The sequence below is a fragment of the Microvirga arabica genome, assembly GCF_016811235.1.
GTDB classification, from domain to species: domain Bacteria; phylum Pseudomonadota; class Alphaproteobacteria; order Rhizobiales; family Beijerinckiaceae; genus Microvirga; species Microvirga arabica.
Map to the genome: position 1 here is coordinate 46,840 of NZ_JAFBID010000018.1, position 15,598 is coordinate 62,437.

The 15,598-nt window shown below is 63.3% G+C and carries 13 protein-coding genes and 2 tRNA genes; 4 read left to right on the plus strand and 11 right to left on the minus strand.

The features are described 5' to 3' along the window. Window positions 1-198 precede the first annotated feature (198 nt). Window positions 199-1,797: a D-alanyl-D-alanine carboxypeptidase gene (locus JQC81_RS11740; RefSeq protein WP_203271994.1), complete on the plus strand. Its 1,599-nt coding sequence runs from the start codon at window positions 199-201 to the stop codon at window positions 1,795-1,797. A gap of 77 nt (window positions 1,798-1,874) precedes the next feature. On the opposite strand, the gene JQC81_RS11745 is transcribed toward JQC81_RS11740, so the two are convergent. From JQC81_RS11745 to JQC81_RS11770, 6 genes are all read right to left on the minus strand, one after another. Next, complete coding sequence (locus JQC81_RS11745) at window positions 1,875-2,585, minus strand: DnaJ domain-containing protein (protein WP_203271995.1); 711 nt, start codon at window positions 2,583-2,585, stop codon at window positions 1,875-1,877. A 79-nt stretch (window positions 2,586-2,664) separates the two neighbouring features. Then, window positions 2,665-3,372, minus strand: a complete 708-nt coding sequence (locus JQC81_RS11750; RefSeq protein ID WP_203271996.1) for a glutathione S-transferase N-terminal domain-containing protein — start codon at window positions 3,370-3,372, stop codon at window positions 2,665-2,667. Window positions 3,373-3,465: 93 nt separating this feature from the next. Further along, complete coding sequence (locus JQC81_RS11755; protein ID WP_183451146.1) at window positions 3,466-3,822, minus strand: hypothetical protein; 357 nt, start codon at window positions 3,820-3,822, stop codon at window positions 3,466-3,468. A gap of 80 nt (window positions 3,823-3,902) precedes the next feature. After that, complete coding sequence (locus JQC81_RS11760; RefSeq protein ID WP_203271997.1) at window positions 3,903-4,163, minus strand: hypothetical protein; 261 nt, start codon at window positions 4,161-4,163, stop codon at window positions 3,903-3,905. Window positions 4,164-4,190: 27 nt separating this feature from the next. Beyond that, window positions 4,191-4,628: a DUF1489 family protein gene (locus JQC81_RS11765; RefSeq protein WP_203271998.1), complete on the minus strand. Its 438-nt coding sequence runs from the start codon at window positions 4,626-4,628 to the stop codon at window positions 4,191-4,193. A 54-nt stretch (window positions 4,629-4,682) separates the two neighbouring features. Further along, entirely contained in the window at window positions 4,683-6,659 is a 1,977-nt protein-coding gene (locus tag JQC81_RS11770) for an acetyl/propionyl/methylcrotonyl-CoA carboxylase subunit alpha (protein WP_203271999.1), read from the minus strand. Between the two features lie 226 nt (window positions 6,660-6,885). Between JQC81_RS11770 and JQC81_RS11775 the strand changes: the two genes are divergently transcribed. Beyond that, window positions 6,886-8,232, plus strand: coding sequence for an Nramp family divalent metal transporter (locus tag JQC81_RS11775; RefSeq protein WP_203272000.1), 1,347 nt, complete (start codon window positions 6,886-6,888; stop codon window positions 8,230-8,232). Window positions 8,233-8,290: 58 nt separating this feature from the next. Further along, a complete protein-coding gene (locus JQC81_RS11780; RefSeq protein WP_203272001.1) occupies window positions 8,291-8,728 on the plus strand; it encodes an acetyltransferase in 438 nt (145 codons plus the stop codon). A 56-nt stretch (window positions 8,729-8,784) separates the two neighbouring features. Here the strand turns inward: JQC81_RS11780 and JQC81_RS11785 are convergent, their stop codons facing one another. From JQC81_RS11785 to JQC81_RS11805, 5 genes are all read right to left on the minus strand, one after another. Continuing rightward, complete coding sequence (locus JQC81_RS11785) at window positions 8,785-11,493, minus strand: valine--tRNA ligase (protein WP_203272002.1); 2,709 nt, start codon at window positions 11,491-11,493, stop codon at window positions 8,785-8,787. Window positions 11,494-11,584: 91 nt separating this feature from the next. Next, the gene (locus JQC81_RS11790; protein ID WP_376772394.1) at window positions 11,585-12,163 is read right to left on the minus strand and encodes a DUF2497 domain-containing protein; all 579 of its coding nucleotides are present in this window, start codon (window positions 12,161-12,163) and stop codon (window positions 11,585-11,587) included. Between the two features lie 121 nt (window positions 12,164-12,284). Beyond that, complete coding sequence (locus JQC81_RS11795) at window positions 12,285-13,649, minus strand: TolC family outer membrane protein (protein WP_203272004.1); 1,365 nt, start codon at window positions 13,647-13,649, stop codon at window positions 12,285-12,287. Window positions 13,650-13,888: 239 nt separating this feature from the next. Further along, window positions 13,889-14,551, minus strand: coding sequence for a protein-L-isoaspartate O-methyltransferase family protein (locus tag JQC81_RS11800; protein WP_203272005.1), 663 nt, complete (start codon window positions 14,549-14,551; stop codon window positions 13,889-13,891). A gap of 21 nt (window positions 14,552-14,572) precedes the next feature. Further along, a tRNA-Cys gene (locus JQC81_RS11805) sits at window positions 14,573-14,646 on the minus strand. A gap of 210 nt (window positions 14,647-14,856) precedes the next feature. On the opposite strand from JQC81_RS11805, the gene JQC81_RS11810 reads away from it, so the two are divergent. Then, a tRNA-Asn gene (locus JQC81_RS11810) sits at window positions 14,857-14,931 on the plus strand. Window positions 14,932-15,598: the final 667 nt, after the last annotated feature.

A 15,598-nucleotide genomic window follows, 5' to 3' on the forward strand; every position in this document is an offset into this window, starting at 1 on the left:
AGCTTTATATGTGCAGTGCACAATTTCTGTCAAGTTTTATTGTGCAACGCACAACAAGCCATGCAGGCGAATCGTCCCTGTTAACCCCCCCGTAACCGCAACCCCTTACCGTCAGAGCATGTGTTGCGCCGGCAACGGTTCCTTTCAGAGAGCCGGGCGCAAGGGCCTAAGAACCAAACGAAACAGGGATTTTTCAGCATGAATTCGGTTTGGACAGGACACCGAAAGGCATGGGCTCTCGTTGGTATTGTCGCGTCGTTTGCCATTACGGTCACGTCTCCCGCTGAGGCAGCCCGCCGCAAGGCTCCGGCCGGCGGCGGCTACGGTCCTCCCACCGCTTCCATCGTCGTCGATGCCAAGACCGGCAAGATTCTGCAGGGCGAGAACATCGATGCGCCGCGCATTCCCGCCTCTATCACGAAGGTCATGAGCCTTTATCTGCTATTCGAGCAGCTCGAGCGGGGCCGGATCAGCCTCAACACCCCCCTGACGGTGTCGTCCTATGCCGCCAGCCAGCCGCCGACCAAGCTCGGCCTGCGACCCGGCTCGACCATCGATGTCGATGACGCCATCAAGGCGATGGTCACCCTCTCGGCCAACGACGTGTCCGTTGTGGTGGCCGAGAACGTGTCCGGCTCGGAAGAGGCCTTTGCCCAGATGATGACCCGCAAGGCCCGGGAACTCGGCATGAGCTCCACGGCCTTCTACAACCCGCACGGCCTGCCTCACAATCCGCCGAACATCACCACGGCACGGGATCTCTCGATCCTCGGCCGAGCAATCCAGGACCGCTTCCCGAAGTACTTCGCCTATTTCGAGACCCGCTCCTTCCAGTACGGCAAGCGCACGATCCGGGGACATAACCGGCTCTTGGGCAAGGTCGAGGGCGTGGACGGTATCAAGACCGGCTATACCCGCCTGTCCGGCTTCAACCTGCTGACCTCGGTCAACACCGCCAACCGCAGCATCGTCGCCGTGGTGCTCGGCGGCCGTTCCGGCGCCTCCCGCGACCAGAAGATGGCCGGCCTGATCGACGATCATCTGCCCCGCGCCTATGCCGGCGCCCGCATCGCCCCGCCGGTGGTCGAAGGCTCGGCCCAGCCGACCATGGTGGCCGAAGCTCCCGCTCCCCGTCCGGTCGAGCCGGCTCCCGTCCAGGCTCCGGTCAGGGTTGCGTCCGCCACCCCGGAGGCTCCGATGGCCCAGGCGACGACGCCGCAGCCCGCCCCGGAGCGCAAGCCGCTCGACCTGAACACCCTGCGCCCGGTGGTGGCATCCGCAGCCGGTGCAAGCTCCACCACGACGCCCTCCTCCACCTCCTCGGTGCGCTGGCAAAAGGGTCAGGAGCCACTGCCGCTGAACGCCCAGGCCTATGCCGCCCTGCCCCCGCAGGCCGCTCCTGCCCAGATCCCGGCCTCGCAGAAGGCTGCTCTGGTGGCCAAGATCGAGGCAAAGCCCGTCGAGGCGGCGCCTGCCGCCCAGGCTCCGACGAAAACCGCTTCGCTCAAGGTCGAAGCCCCCGAGCCGAAGAAGGTCGAGCGTCCGGCGGTGACCGGCTGGGTGATCCAGCTCGGCGCCACGGATGACGAGTCCAAGGCCAAGGAGATGCTCGACTCTGCGCGCAACCGCTTCGGCAAGCTTCTGGGCAAGGCCTCACCCTTCACCGAGAAGGTGACCGTCGACGGAAGCACCCTCTACCGGGCCCGCTTCTCCGGCTTCTCGGAGTCGGATGATGCTGCGAAGGCCTGCAAGCAGCTCAAGAAGAACGGCGTGAACTGCTTCGCCTCCCGCGCCTGAGGCAGGATTGAAGAACCCTGAGACGGTGCGTGTGCTTGCACCGTCTCGGCTAAGATCACCGGATCGCGCGTGGAGTATCAGCGATGTCGGCCCAGCAGGACTTCTCGCGCCTCGTTCACACGAGCCGCAAGATACGCCGTGCCTCCATGGTCGGGATGGAGCCTCTTAATCAAGGTTCGATGCGCTTTTCGGACCTCGTCGAGGCTCGCACCCGGCTGAAGCCCCAGGATCTGATAGGCTTCTTCTTTCGTCATTACGCCCGACTGCGCATGAGTGCGCGTCCGCGTGTCACGATCTCCCTGAGCGTTTTCACGCCAGCCGGCAAACCGGCGATCAAGATACGCTTCTAGGAGGGGGACACCCTGCGGGTCGTGGGCGCTGCATTCGTCATAGAGGCGGCGCAGGCTCCCAGGGTCGAGACTGGACAGGCGCCGTCCCGCGAAGGCCCCGACCAGAACGCTGCCCTCGACGGCACCCGTCGCATGGTCGATCTCCATCTCGATTATGGCCGAGCGGATGCGGGAGAAGCGGCCCGGCTGGGGCTGAAACCGGCTCCAGGGACCAGGGAGCTTGAGGACGTTCCATCCCAGCGCCCAGGCGCCGAGCCCGCCGATGAGGAAGGCCATGCCGGGCTGGCCCTTGGCCCCCACCCACGCGGCCGCGCCGAGGGCGGCTACGCCGCCGACGGTCCTGACGGCCTTCGCCAGCGCCTTCGGGTCGGTGCGCGTGTAAGTCTTGCCCAGCCACCACAGAAGGGCGACTGCGGCGATTCCGAAAAGAAGCATCATGGTTCTATGTCCCCACCCCAACATGTGGGCCGGGATGGGGCGGATGTAAATCGCCGGCTGGAAGAATGCGGCGGCAGGCTCAGGCCGGACGCGCCGGAATGGTGAGACCGCGCTGAACCGCCGGACGGGCCAAGCCCCGCTCCAGCCATGCGGGCACCCGCTTAAGGCTGTCGAACTCGACCAGGTCCCCCGCGCCGTAGAAGCCGATCAGGTTGCGCACCCAGCCCAGCAGGGAGATGTCAGCGATGGTGTAATCCTCGCCCATGATCCAGTCGCGCCCTTCGAGCCGGGTCTCAAGCACGCCCAGCAGGCGCTTGGATTCGTTGCGGTACCGCTCCAGCGGCCGCTTGTCCTCGATCTCGCGGCCGGCGAACTTATGGAAGAAGCCGAGTTGGCCGAACATTGGGCCGACCGAGGCCATCTGGAAGAACACCCACTGGATTGTCTCGTAGCGGCGCGCTGAATCGGAGGGCAGAAGCTGGCCGGTCTTCTCGGCGAGGTACAGGAGGATGGCGCCCGACTCGAACAGACCGAACGGCTTGCCGCCCGGTCCATCTGGATCAATGATCGCCGGGATCTTGCCGTTCGGGTTCAGGGAAAGGAATTCCGGACCCCAGGTCTCGTTTTCGCCGATGTTGATGAAGTGCGGCTCGTAAGCCAGCCCGGTCTCCTCCAGCATTATGGAGACCTTCACGCCGTTCGGCGTGGGTGTGGAATAGAGCTGAATGCGGTCGGGGGCTTTAGCCGGCCACCGGCTGGTGATCGGGAAGGCGGAGAGATCGGCCATGGGAACTCCATCATCGACGTGAGTCGTGGTGGAGCGATGCTAGAGGGGCGGCAACGGCTTGCAAATGCGAAGCCGCTGCCGTCCGATCAAGTTTCAGTGCAGAAGGCGAACGGCGCCGCGCTGGCTTTCGCGCTCCCAGGCCTGGACGACCACGCCGTTGATGCCCGAATCGTGCAGTCTGTCGCTCAGATCGATGAAGTGACGCTCGGTGGCTTCCACGTCGAACTCGATCTGCTCGTCCTCCGACTGCTCCAGCTCGCAGGCCGCATAGCGCTCATAAGCCGCCGACATCTCGGCGTAGGCAAACGCAACCGGCAGGGTGCGGAAGATGGTGGAGAATTCTTCATCCAGCTCTCCGGTCGTCAGGTCGCGCATTTGGACGAGATAACCGTCGTCATGCTCACAGACCTCGTAACGCCAGTGCCGGCCTTCGGATGCACACATCAGCATCGGAACCTCCACTCAACTGAACTGCTGAGCCAATGCGAATCGCGGCAGCGAGGTTCCAGGAAGTTCCCCAGCAAAAAAGTCTAACGGCTGAACCCATATTCGGCCCGGACGCGGCCGCTGATCCGCACCTGCGTGCCGTTGCCGAGATTGATAAAACCCTGGTCTGCCCTGAGGCCGTCACGCCTTTCCGCCTTTGAGCGGCTTGCCGGCAACGGCTCCTCGCAGCCTGGCGGCAGCCTGACCTCCATGCCGGGCGGCAGGTTAGGCGTGCGGCAATCCTTCGCAAGCGCTGAACCGGCTGAGGCAATCAGCAGCAGGGAGAATATGATCGGGAGCTTCATCGCAACGCCTCCGCGGATTCACATAAGTTAGAGAAGCCCGAGTTCAGCCAGTTCTCTGCGCATGTCTTCGGGCATCTTGGCGAGATCGCCCGCCTTTCCATCGATATCACGCGGAGCGTCCTTGGCAACGAGATAGCGCCAGCCCTGGAACGGCCGGTAGGGCCTCGGCTCCACGGCGACAACCTTCGGATCCAGCACCAGCCGGCAGCGTCCGATGCCGTCACCGTCGGTGAAGGGGCGGACATCGAGAAGCGCCTGCCGGGCCGCTACATGGCCCTTGATGACCCAGTACAGCGACCCGCCGCCCAAAAGCTCGTCCACGCGCTTGGGCACCATGCGGGTCGTGTGCGTCTGCTCGTAGTCGCGCCCGAGCCGACGGTGAGTCGCGCGGTTCTCCTCAATCCATTCTTCAAGATCGGTGATCGAGTCGCAGCCGACGCAGAGTTTGATCAGGTGAAGGGCCATGTCTGCTTTCAACCATGGGCATCGCGGATCGGACATCCGGCGATGCGCCGCAGGCTATTCCTCCGTCTTGAGCACGATCAGGCGCGCACCTTCCGCCACCTGCGCACCCGGCTCGGCGGCGATCTCAGTCACCTCCGCATCGGAGGGCGCCACCAGCACGTGCTCCATCTTCATCGCTTCCACAACCGCGAGCCGTTGTCCCTTCTCGACCTTGTCCCCCGGCTGCACGAACACCGCAATCAGCTTGCCATGCATCGGCGCTTTCACCGAGCCGCCCTCGTCCATGTGTTCGAGATCCACATCGAAGGGATCGTAAGGCTGCACCAGCGTCTGGCGTCCGTTGCGCAGGATATAGACGCCATGCGGCGCTTCGACCTCCTGGTCGATCTCCTCGTCAGCCCAGGGGTCGCTCTCGCCGAAAGCCACAGTGCTCGCGCCCTGATGCTCCGGGCTGAACACCTCACGGGCATCGACCCGCTCGCCATCCACGAGAAGCGGCACGCCGACGCTGCGGGCTCCGAGCAACTGAAAGCCATCCGGATTCGACCAGGGCGAGGACGGCTCATCGCTCTTCTGCAGTTCGGTCATGCGCAGCCGCTCGATCTCCCGCGAGATGAGCGCCGCCGCACCGAACGACACGGCGACATCGTCGCGTGGCTGGGGCCCGACACCGAGCGCGTGGAGGTTGCGGTCGATGAAGCCGGTGTCGAACTGCCCTGCCCTGAAGCCTTCTGCCTCGCAGAGCTTTTTCAGGAAAGCCGCATTAGTCTTCGGGCCGGCGACGATGGTCTGCCCGAGCGCCTCGGCCAACCGGTCCAGCGCCTCCTCGCGGGTCGCGCCATGCGCGATGACCTTGGCGATCATCGGGTCGTAATAGGGCGTGACCTCCGCTCCGGCCTCGACGCCGGTATCGATGCGGATGCCCTCGCCTTCCGGAAACTCCAGGGCCCAGAGCTTTCCGGTCGACGGCAGGAACTCCTTCTCCGGATCCTCCGCGTAAAGCCGCGCCTCGACCGCGTGGCCGTCGATGGCAATATCCTCTTGTGAGAACGGCAGCGTCTCGCCGGACGCTGCCCGGAACTGCAGTTCCACGAGGTCGAGCCCCGTGATCAACTCGGTCACGGGATGCTCCACCTGCAGACGGGTGTTCATCTCCATGAAATAGAATCGGTCCGGGCGCAGGCCCTCGCGGCCGTCGGCGATGAACTCGACCGTGCCGGCGCCCACATAGCCCACCGCCCGGGCGGCCTCGACGGCGGCCCGGCCCATCACGTCGCGCATCTCGGGCGGCATACCGGGAGCCGGCGCCTCCTCGATCACCTTCTGGTGGCGGCGCTGGAGCGAGCAGTCGCGCTCGAAAAGATGCACCACGTTGCCGTGGCTGTCGGCGAAGACCTGGATCTCGATGTGGCGCGGCGAGAGGATGTATTTCTCCACCAGCACGCGCGGATCGCCGAAAGCGCTCGCAGCCTCGCGCTGGGCACTCTCGAGAGCGGCGTCGAAATCGGCCGCCTTCTCGACGCGCCGCATGCCCTTGCCGCCGCCGCCTGCAACCGCCTTGATGAGAACGGGATAGCCGATCTCATAAGCCTTCTGGCGCAGGAAATCCGGATCCTGCTTGGCGCCGTGATAGCCCGGCACCACCGGCACACCGGCCTGCTGCACAAGGGCCTTGGCGGCATCCTTCAGGCCCATGGCCTTGATAGCGGAGGCCGGCGGGCCGACGAACACGATGCCGTTTGCCGCGCAGGCCTCGGCAAACTCAGCGCGCTCGGACAGGAAGCCATAGCCGGGATGGATGGAGGCCGCCTTCGTGCGCTTGGCGACCTCGATGATCCGGTCGATCTGAAGATAGCTCTCGCGGGCGGGCGGCGGGCCGATGAGATGGGCCTCGTCGGCCATCTGCACGAAAAGTGCCTCCGCATCGGCTTCCGAGTAGACCGCGATGGTGCGCATGCCCAGCCGCTGGGCGGTGCGGATGATGCGGCACGCGATCTCGCCGCGATTGGCAATCAGGACGCTCTCGAGCATGTCCATCCCTTAATCTGTATCCGTTCAGGTTTTGGGAAACCTAGAGCAAACCTCAAGGGACTTGTCACGCGGGAACCGTCCAGAGGCCTCCACCTCCAACAGGCTGGTAGTCCATTGGGGTTAAAGCGCCGATCCCGATGCAACTTTGTGCAACTCTCCTCTTGCCGGGACGTTTGTTCCACGCTAGCCTTCTATTGCAAATAATTTGCAACTGCAGAAAGTGACCATGGATCAGTCGGCTCCCGTCTCCCTTGTGCAGAAGGCCGCATGGCGGCGCTCTCCGGACATGCCCTCCCTGCCGGAGGTCAACCGCTCGATCGCCGTGCAGGCAGGTTCAACCTGGCGACGGGCAGCGGCCTTCCTCGGCCCGGGCTATCTGGTGGCCGTGGGCTACATGGACCCGGGCAACTGGGCGACGTCCCTCGCCGGCGGGTCGAAATACGGCTACGCCCTGCTGTCTGTGGCGCTGATCTCCAACATCATGGCGATCATCCTCCAGTCGCTCTGCGCAAGGCTTGCGGTCGCCACGGGCCGCGACCTAGCCCAGGCCTGCCGGGACGCGTATCCCAGGCCCGTCGCCTGGGGATTGTGGCTGCTGGCGGAACTCGCGATCTGCGCCACGGACCTCGCCGAGGTCATAGGCACGGCCATCGGCCTCAACCTGCTTTTCGGCATCCCGCTGGAGATCGGCGTCATCATCACGGCGCTGGACGTGTTCCTGATCCTATACCTGCAGAATCTCGGCTTCCGCTGGGTTGAGGCCTTCATCATCACCCTGCTCGGCGTCATCGCGGTGTGCTTCGGCATTCAGATCGCCATGGCGGATCCGAACTGGGCCGGCGTGATCGCGGGCTTTGCGCCGACGACGGAGATCGTCACCAACCCGGACATGCTCTACCTCGCGCTCGGCATCCTCGGCGCGACGGTGATGCCGCATAATCTCTACCTACATTCCGGCATCGTGCAGACCCGCGCCTATGGCGAGACGCTCCCCGAAAAGCGCGAGGCCCTGCGCTTCGCCACCTGGGATTCCACCATTGCGCTGATGTTCGCCCTTACCATCAACGCATCGCTGCTCATCCTGGCGGCAGCCGCCTTCCACCACACGGGACGCACGGAGATCGCTGAACTCGGCGAGGCGCACACCCTGCTCCAGCCGATCCTCGGGAGCGCCATTGCGCCGATGCTGTTCGGCCTGTCGCTCCTGTGCTGCGGCCTCAACTCGACGGTCACGGCCACCATGGCGGGCCAGATCGTCATGGAGGGCTTCATCAACTTCAAAATGGCGCCCTGGATGCGCCGCCTGATCACCCGCGGAATCGCGATCATTCCGGCCTCCATCGTCACCATCGCCTATGGCGAGAGCGGCACGGCGAAACTGCTGATCCTGAGCCAAGTCATCCTAAGCCTCCAGCTCCCGTTCGCTGTGATCCCGCTCGTGACGATGACCGCCTCGAAAGCCAAAATGGGCGCCCTCGTCACCCCGCGCTGGCTCACGGCCGTCGCAGGCATCATCGCGGCAGTGATCGTGGTGTTGAACGTGAAGCTCTTGGTGGATTTCGTGACAGGCTGAAACGGATCTGACATAGGGGAGGAATAGGATTATACCTCCATTCCTCCTGTCTTAGATCATGATCACCATTCGGCTTTCGAGACCATCCGACCTCCCTGCCCTATTCGCTATCTGGCAAGGTGCCGTTCGAGCCACGCACCTGTTTCTAACCGAACAAGACATCGCCTTCTATGCGCAGCAGGTTCGCGATCACTATCTACCGTCCTGCCCCTTCTGGGTCGCAACCGGCCGCAATGATCAGCCGAGAGGCTTCCTGGGCATGACGGATTCCAAGATCGATGCTCTGTTCATCGATCCCGCTCATCATGGCCAAGGCATCGGTCGAGCATTGGTGGATCATGCCGCGTCTCTTTCAAGAAGCCTGACGGTCGATGTGAACGAGCAAAACGAAGGAGCATGCGGCTTCTACAAAAAGCTCGGTTTTCGGCAGGTTGGGCGCTCCGAACTCGACGACTCCGGCAAGCCGTTTCCAATTCTGCATCTGGAGCGGCCATGAGGGACAGGGATCTACCATCAAAAGAAAAGGGCCGCTGAAGAGCGGCCCTTCGTGTCTTATGCGTCCTTCAGACGACCGAGCGCCTCTTCCATCTTCGCCTTGCGGGTCAGGGCTTGCTCGCGGCGCTCGCGCTGCTCGTCGACCACCTCTTCCGGCGCACGCTTGATGAAGTCGGCATTCCCGAGCTTGGCGTCGATCTTGGCCACCTCTACATCGAGCTTTTGGATTTCCTTGGCGAGGCGCGCGCGCTCGGCATCGAGATCAATCACGCCCTCGAGCGGAAGCGCCGCCACCTCACCACGGATGAGAAGCTGGATCGAGCTCTTCGGAGCAGCATCCGCGAAGGAGATCTCGGAGATGCGTGCGAGACGCTTCACGATATCGCCCCAGCGGCCGGCGCGGGCCTGCACGTCGGCGGAGGACGCCACGAGCACCAGCGGGATCTGCGCGCCCGCCGGCACGTTCGTCTCAGAGCGGGCGGAGCGGATTTCATTGACGAGGTCCACCACCCAGCCGATCTCGGCCTCTGCCTGCCCGTCGATGAGGTGATCGAGGTTCGACCATGGGCTCAGCGCCAGAATCGCCTCCCGCCGCGGACCGTCCTCGCCCTTGATCGCCCACAGCTCTTCCGTAAGGAAGGGCATGAACGGATGCAGGAGCTTGCAGATCTCGTCGAAGATGCATGCAATGGTTGCCCGCGTTTCATTCTTCGCCGGAGAATCGACGCCCTGCAGCACCGGCTTGGCGAGTTCGAGGGTCCAGTCGCAGAACACGTTCCAGACGAAGCGGTAGGCCGAGAGCGCCGCCTCGTTGAACTTGTAGGCCTGGATACCCGCCGACACCTCGTTGATCGCCTTAGCGCACTCGCTGAGCGCCCACTTGTTGAGCGTCTCTGTCACAGCCTTCGGATCGAAGCCCTCGACGCGCCGGCACTCGTTCATCTCGGCGAAGCGCGCCGCGTTCCAGATCTTCGTGGCGAAGTTCCGATAGTTCTCAACGCGCTGCACGGAGAGCTTGATGTCGCGTCCCTGGGCTGCCATCGACGCGAGCGTCATGCGCAGGGCATCGGCGCCGTACTGCTCCACCACATCGAGCGGATCGATGACGTTGCCTTTCGACTTCGACATCTTGGCGCCCTTCTCGTCGCGGACGAGGGCGTGGATGTAGACGGTGTCGAAGGGCACTTCGTCCATGAAGTGCAGGCCCATCATCATCATCCGGGCGACCCAGAAGAAGATGATGTCAAAGCCCGTGACCAGCGTGTTGGTCGGATAGTAGCGCTTCAGCTCCGGCGCATCTTCCGGCCAGCCGAGGGTCGAGAACGGCCACAGGGCCGACGAGAACCACGTGTCGAGCACGTCCTCGTCGCGTTTAAGCGCCACGTCCTTCCCGTGCTTGGCACGCGCCTCGGCCCGAGCCTCATCTTCGCTCATGGCCACATAGGCGTTGCCTTGGTCGTCGTACCAGGCCGGGATCTGATGCCCCCACCAGAGCTGGCGCGAGACGCACCAGGGCTCGATGTTCTCGAGCCACTGAAAGTAAGTCTTCTCCCAGTTCTCGGGCACGAACTTGGTCTGGCCCTTGCGCACCACGTCGAGGGCGCGGTCGGCGAGCGGCTTCACGTTCACGTACCACTGGTCCGTGAGATAAGGCTCGATCACCACATTCGAGCGGTCGCCGTGCGGCACCACGTGGGTGTTCGGCTCGATCTGAACGAGGATCTCGCGCTCTTCGAGCATCGCGATGATGCGCTTGCGGGCCTCGAAGCGATCCAATCCATCGAGGGCGAGAACGGCTTTGAGGTCGTCCGTCTGGGCGAGCCCAGCGAGGAAGTCTTCGTTGCTGGCGAGCGCGAGCTGCGCTTCCGTGCCGAAGATGTTTATGAGCGGCAGCTTGTGGCGGCGTCCCACCTCGAAATCGTTGAAGTCGTGCGCCGGCGTGATCTTCACCGCGCCGGTGCCCTTCTCCGGATCGGAGTATTCATCCGCCACGATGGGAATGCGCCGGCCGACCAGCGGCAGGATCGCAAACTGTCCAATCAGGTCCTTGTAGCGCTCGTCCTCCGGGTGCACGGCCACGGCCACGTCGCCCAGCATGGTCTCAGGGCGGGTGGTGGCGACCGTGATCGAGCGGTCGGGCTGACCGTCGATGGCATAGCGGATGTGCCAGAGGTTGCCCTTCACCTCGACCTGCATGACTTCCAAGTCTGAGATCGCGGTCTGGAACTTGGGGTCCCAGTTCACGAGGCGCTTGTCCTTGTAGATCAGGCCCTGCTTGTAGAGGTCGACGAAGACCTTCAGCACGGCCTGGGACAGGCCCTCGTCCATGGTGAATCGTTCTCGCGACCAGTCGCAGGAGGCGCCGAGGCGCTGGAGCTGGCTCTTGATCTTGCCACCCGACTCCTCTTTCCACTCCCAGACGCGCTTGATGAATTCCTCACGGCCGAGGTCGCGGCGCTGGATCTGGCGCTCGGCCAGTTGGCGCTCCACCACCATTTGCGTGGCGATGCCGGCATGGTCCATGCCCGGCTGCCAGAGCACGTCCTTGCCCCGCATGCGCTCGAAGCGGCAGAGAATGTCCTGGATCGTGTTGTTGAGGGCATGCCCCATATGGAGCGAGCCGGTCACGTTCGGAGGCGGGATGACGATCGTGTAGGGTACGGCGTTCTTGCGATCCTCGCGGCCGGCCTTGAAGGCCTCGGCCTCCTCCCAGCGGGTGGAAATGCGTGCTTCGACAGCGGAGGGATCGAACGTCTTGTCCATCATGATAGATACCGGCCTGTTGGCGCGAACAACGCGCAAGCAAGACGGCTACAAACCGGACGGATCGAATGAAGTCAACAGAGGGGCTGAAATCTCAGCCCCGGCTGCGGGTGACACGCTCGATTTCGGTCCGGACCAAGCGCTCCACCAGGGAAGGAAGATTGTCGTCGAGCCACGTCTTCAGCATCGGCCGCAGCATCTCCTTCATCAGGTCCTCGACCGTCTGCGGCTGGGCAGGCTTGACCGTCTCGCTGAGGCGATCGAAGGCGCCTGACACCGACGCGCTGGTCTCGCGGGAGAGGAGGCTGTCGCCAGCGCTCGCAGCGGGCTTGGCCGCAGCCTTCAGGACGGGCTCAGGCACCACGATAGGCGCCGGCTCCTCGGACGCGTCGGGAGCCCTCCAATCCGGATAGGACCCGGCCTCGGAGCGGTTTTCGACGAAGGCGGCATCACCCCGGCTCCAGGGACCGAGAAGCGGCTCGTTGGGGCTCGTGCCTGCAAAGGGCGAGACATGGAGCTCCGCGATGTCCAGCACGCTCTTCAGGGATGAGGAATTCGGCTCTTGGGGCTCGGAGGGCGTTGGCACCTCCTGGTCGTCAGAGATGATCCGCCGGATGGAAGCCAAAATATCTTCCATTGATGGCTCGTTAACTTTCAGGCTCGATGAACCCATAGCCGCATCCAAATCAAAGTACGCTAAGAATCACATTCTCAAGAATGTTCGTTAAGTATTTTACGCACGCTTCAAGAAAACAAGCGGGGCCAGAACTAAAAGGTTCCGGCCCCGAAACTTATCAACGACCATCAGGCGTTGATGTCCCGATCCAAAGATCCTTGACCTGATCGTAATGGATCTTCGGGCTGTAGTGATTCACCTTCAAGGCGAGGGCGCGGGAGTTGAGGCGGCCCATGGCATTGACGAGGCTGTAGGAGGCAACCACCCGGTCACGTTGTGCCTGGATGAGATTGACGCGAGCCGTCAGGAGTTCCTGCTGGGCGTTCAGCACGTCGAGGGTCGTGCGCTGGCCAACGCGGGCCTCCTCGCGCACGCCGCTCAGCGCCGTTTCAGCCGCATCGATCTGCGCCTGCGCGGCCTCGATCTGTGCACGGGCTGCCTCCAGCCGTCCCCAGGATGACTGCACGGCAGCCCGGACCTGGTCACGAACCGAGTCGGCCTCGAGGCGACGCTGTCCGGCCTCTTCCTTAGCCTGACGGGTGGCCGCGTAAACCTGACCGCCCTCGTAGATCGGAACCGTCAAACGCGCGACAACGGAAGCCGACAGAGCGCTGTCTCCAACCGCCTGGCGGTCATAGCGCTGGTCGACCGATCCCGCCACGCCCAGCTGCGGCGCCAGCGCACCCTGTGCGACCTTCACCTGCAGCTCGGCCACATCCACCGCATGCTGACGCGCCTTGATGGCCGGATGCTCATTCAGGGCGATCTTCAAGGCAGAATCGATCGAGCGCGGGGTCAGGCTGTCCAAAGGACGCCCGGGCGCAAGCTGCCGGGGCTCGACACCAACAACTTGGCGATAAACGGCGATGCTGTTGCGCAGGTTAGCCTCGGCCAAGCTGGCCTCGGACCGCGACGCCGCAAGGCGCGCTTCCGCCTGGGCCACGTCGGTCCGGGTCACCTCGCCGACATTGAAGCGATCACGCGTCTGGCGAAGCTGTTCGTCGATCACCTCGACGTTGTTGCGCTGCAGGTCGAGGATGGCCGTGTCCCGCAGGACATCCATGTAGGCGGTCGCGGCATCGAGCAGCACGCTCTGCTCGGTTGTGTTCAGCTGCTCCCTTGAGCCGAGCACACCGGACTCGGCTGCGCGGACGCGGTTGCTGGTCTGAAAGCCATCGAAGATGGGCTGAGTGATCTCGACGCCGAAACCACGGGGCGTCAGTCGGCTGATGCTGCTTCCGCCGCCGAAAGCAGTTCTCGGCCTGCCGGTATCGGCCTCCGTGAAGGTCCGGCCGATATCCGCAGTTCCATTGATCCGCGGCCGATAGCCCGACTTCGCCTGCGCAACGTCCTCGTCCCGCACCCGGACGCCGGCCCGTTGGGCATTCAGCTCGGGATTGTTGCCATAGGCGCGCGCCAGAGCGCTCTCCAAGGTTTCCGCAGACGCGCCGCAGGGCCCCATGAGCACAAGCACCGAGGTCATCGCCCCCAAGAGCAAGCGATACGTCTTTTTGGAATTCTTCTCGTTCACGCGCACCTGCCTAGCGATTCAAGGCCACCGACCGCCATCGAGGCCATTCTAGAAATCGTTCCGACTCAAAGCGCAACAATAATCATGGGAACCGAGTCGGCAACAACGCGCTGGGCTCAATTCCATTTTTGCGCCAGGGTGGCGCAAAAAAGCGACACTGCAACCTTGAGAAATAAAGGAATCCGAAAGGATTAGAACGTGAAGCCAGGGACTTGGACGAAGGGACCGAGCAGGGGAGCAGCCGCTTCGAACAGGGCGCGTTCGCCGATGGCATCTCCGGTGCGCACGTAGAGGGTCGCACGGGCTGCGCGCCCACGGCCCTTCACGCAGGCCAGACGCCCACCTTCGGCAAGCTGCTGGAGCAGCGCCTCCGGTCGAACCTCGACGGCGCCGTTGATGAGAATGGCGTCATAGGGAGCATTGCCAGCGTGGCCCTGCTCCAGAGGCCCCGTCACGACCGTGACGTTTCCGGCGCCGGCCGCGCTCAGGCTCTGTCGCGCTGCGCCGGCCAGGGCTTCGTCGGCTTCGAGCGCCGTCACCCGGGCTCCAAGCTCATGGAACACCGCCGAGGCGTAACCGCGGCCGCAGGCCACGTCGAGGACGCGGTCGCCCGGCTCGATCGCGAGAGCCTGAACCAGGCGGCCCAGGATCATCGGGGAGAGCATATAGCGCCGCTCAGGACCGTCGCTGACGAGAATATCCTGATCGATATAGGCGAGCTCTCCACGGCCCGGGAGCACAAACAGCTCGCGCGGAACGCTGTCCATAGCGTCGAGAAGAGGGATGTCGTTCACATCGAAAGTGCGCAGCTGGCCATCAACCATGATACGGCGCGCTTGAGCGAAATCGACCATCGACCATGCCTTCAGAAATGTTGGAGGCCTCGCCCGGAATCGAACCGGGGTGCAAGGATTTGCAGTCCTCTGCGTAACCACTCCGCCACGAGGCCATCCGGGGCGTGCCGCGAACGCGACGGCTGCTCCATAGCAAGCGTCCCCCCAAAGAGCAACAGGGCCTTTTGAACTCACGTGCGCCAACAAGGGGGTTGCAACACTCAAAACCCGTGCTATATGCCTCCCACCTCGCCGGGGAACGGTCTTTGAAGACACCGCGGCGCTCGAGAAGCTCATGTTTCAGCTTCTCTGGAGGTTAGGCTTATTCCGGCGTGGCGCAGCGGTAGCGCAGCGGACTGTTAATCCGTTGGTCGTAGGTTCGAATCCTACCGCCGGAGCCAACCTTCCTGTGAGAAATCAAGCACTTAGAAAGCTCTGCTGAAACAGCGGTATCTAAGTTTTACACTTGGTTTTACACGCGGCGTTCCCCTGTTGATCAAGCAGTGTTCCTCATAGAGAAGATGCTTACGGCTACACTCATGGTTCGAACCCCCCTCCCCTATAAGCAACTAAGTGTCGAACTCATGATCTCCAACCTGCGGGATCAAACCCGCGATCTGTGGCTCCAGGATACTCTTCAGAACCTCGTCCGGACGGGCACCGGCACACACGGCATGTCCGGTGGGACGCTCCTGGCGAAAAGGAGGGAAGACCGAAGTGAGCGGAGGTCAAGGACAGCTTGCCCATCTGCTTGACCAGTCCGCTCAGACGAGTAACCGGCCAGCGCATGTTCCCGGTGATTTGATATTGGGATGGTAGCGGAGGTCCGGTTCAGCCAGTTCCCCCGACACGAAGGAGCCTTGTTCTCCTTCAGATCGGACTGAGGAAAGCTCTGGTTGCGACCCAGACCACCAAGCACCGATAACGTGCAGGCAGGCAGTTGCACCCATAATCAACAAGCAAAGAAAAATATGGTTAATGATCGCCTACCCGCCTCTTTCTGAGCCGAATCACAGCTTCCAATCCGGGAGGCAGCAGGTTGGGAGGCGGCGATGGGGAGGGAGATCG

Coding starts and splice junctions, on each gene's coding strand:
- JQC81_RS11740 (WP_203271994.1), top strand. CDS start 199: ATGAATTCGGTTTGGACAGGACACCGAAAGGCATGGGCTCTCGTTGGT.
- JQC81_RS11765 (WP_203271998.1), bottom strand. CDS start 4,628: ATGGCCCTTCACCTGATCAAACTCTGCGTCGGCTGCGACTCGATCACC.
- JQC81_RS11770 (WP_203271999.1), bottom strand. CDS start 6,659: ATGCTCGAGAGCGTCCTGATTGCCAATCGCGGCGAGATCGCGTGCCGC.
- JQC81_RS11785 (WP_203272002.1), bottom strand. CDS start 11,493: ATGATGGACAAGACGTTCGATCCCTCCGCTGTCGAAGCACGCATTTCC.
- JQC81_RS11790 (WP_376772394.1), bottom strand. CDS start 12,163: ATGGGTTCATCGAGCCTGAAAGTTAACGAGCCATCAATGGAAGATATT.
- JQC81_RS11750 (WP_203271996.1), bottom strand. CDS start 3,372: ATGGCCGATCTCTCCGCCTTCCCGATCACCAGCCGGTGGCCGGCTAAA.
- JQC81_RS11780 (WP_203272001.1), top strand. CDS start 8,291: ATGATCACCATTCGGCTTTCGAGACCATCCGACCTCCCTGCCCTATTC.
- JQC81_RS11775 (WP_203272000.1), top strand. CDS start 6,886: ATGGATCAGTCGGCTCCCGTCTCCCTTGTGCAGAAGGCCGCATGGCGG.
- JQC81_RS11800 (WP_203272005.1), bottom strand. CDS start 14,551: ATGGTCGATTTCGCTCAAGCGCGCCGTATCATGGTTGATGGCCAGCTG.
- JQC81_RS11760 (WP_203271997.1), bottom strand. CDS start 4,163: ATGAAGCTCCCGATCATATTCTCCCTGCTGCTGATTGCCTCAGCCGGT.
- JQC81_RS11795 (WP_203272004.1), bottom strand. CDS start 13,649: ATGACCTCGGTGCTTGTGCTCATGGGGCCCTGCGGCGCGTCTGCGGAA.
- JQC81_RS11745 (WP_203271995.1), bottom strand. CDS start 2,585: ATGATGCTTCTTTTCGGAATCGCCGCAGTCGCCCTTCTGTGGTGGCTG.
- JQC81_RS11755 (WP_183451146.1), bottom strand. CDS start 3,822: ATGCTGATGTGTGCATCCGAAGGCCGGCACTGGCGTTACGAGGTCTGT.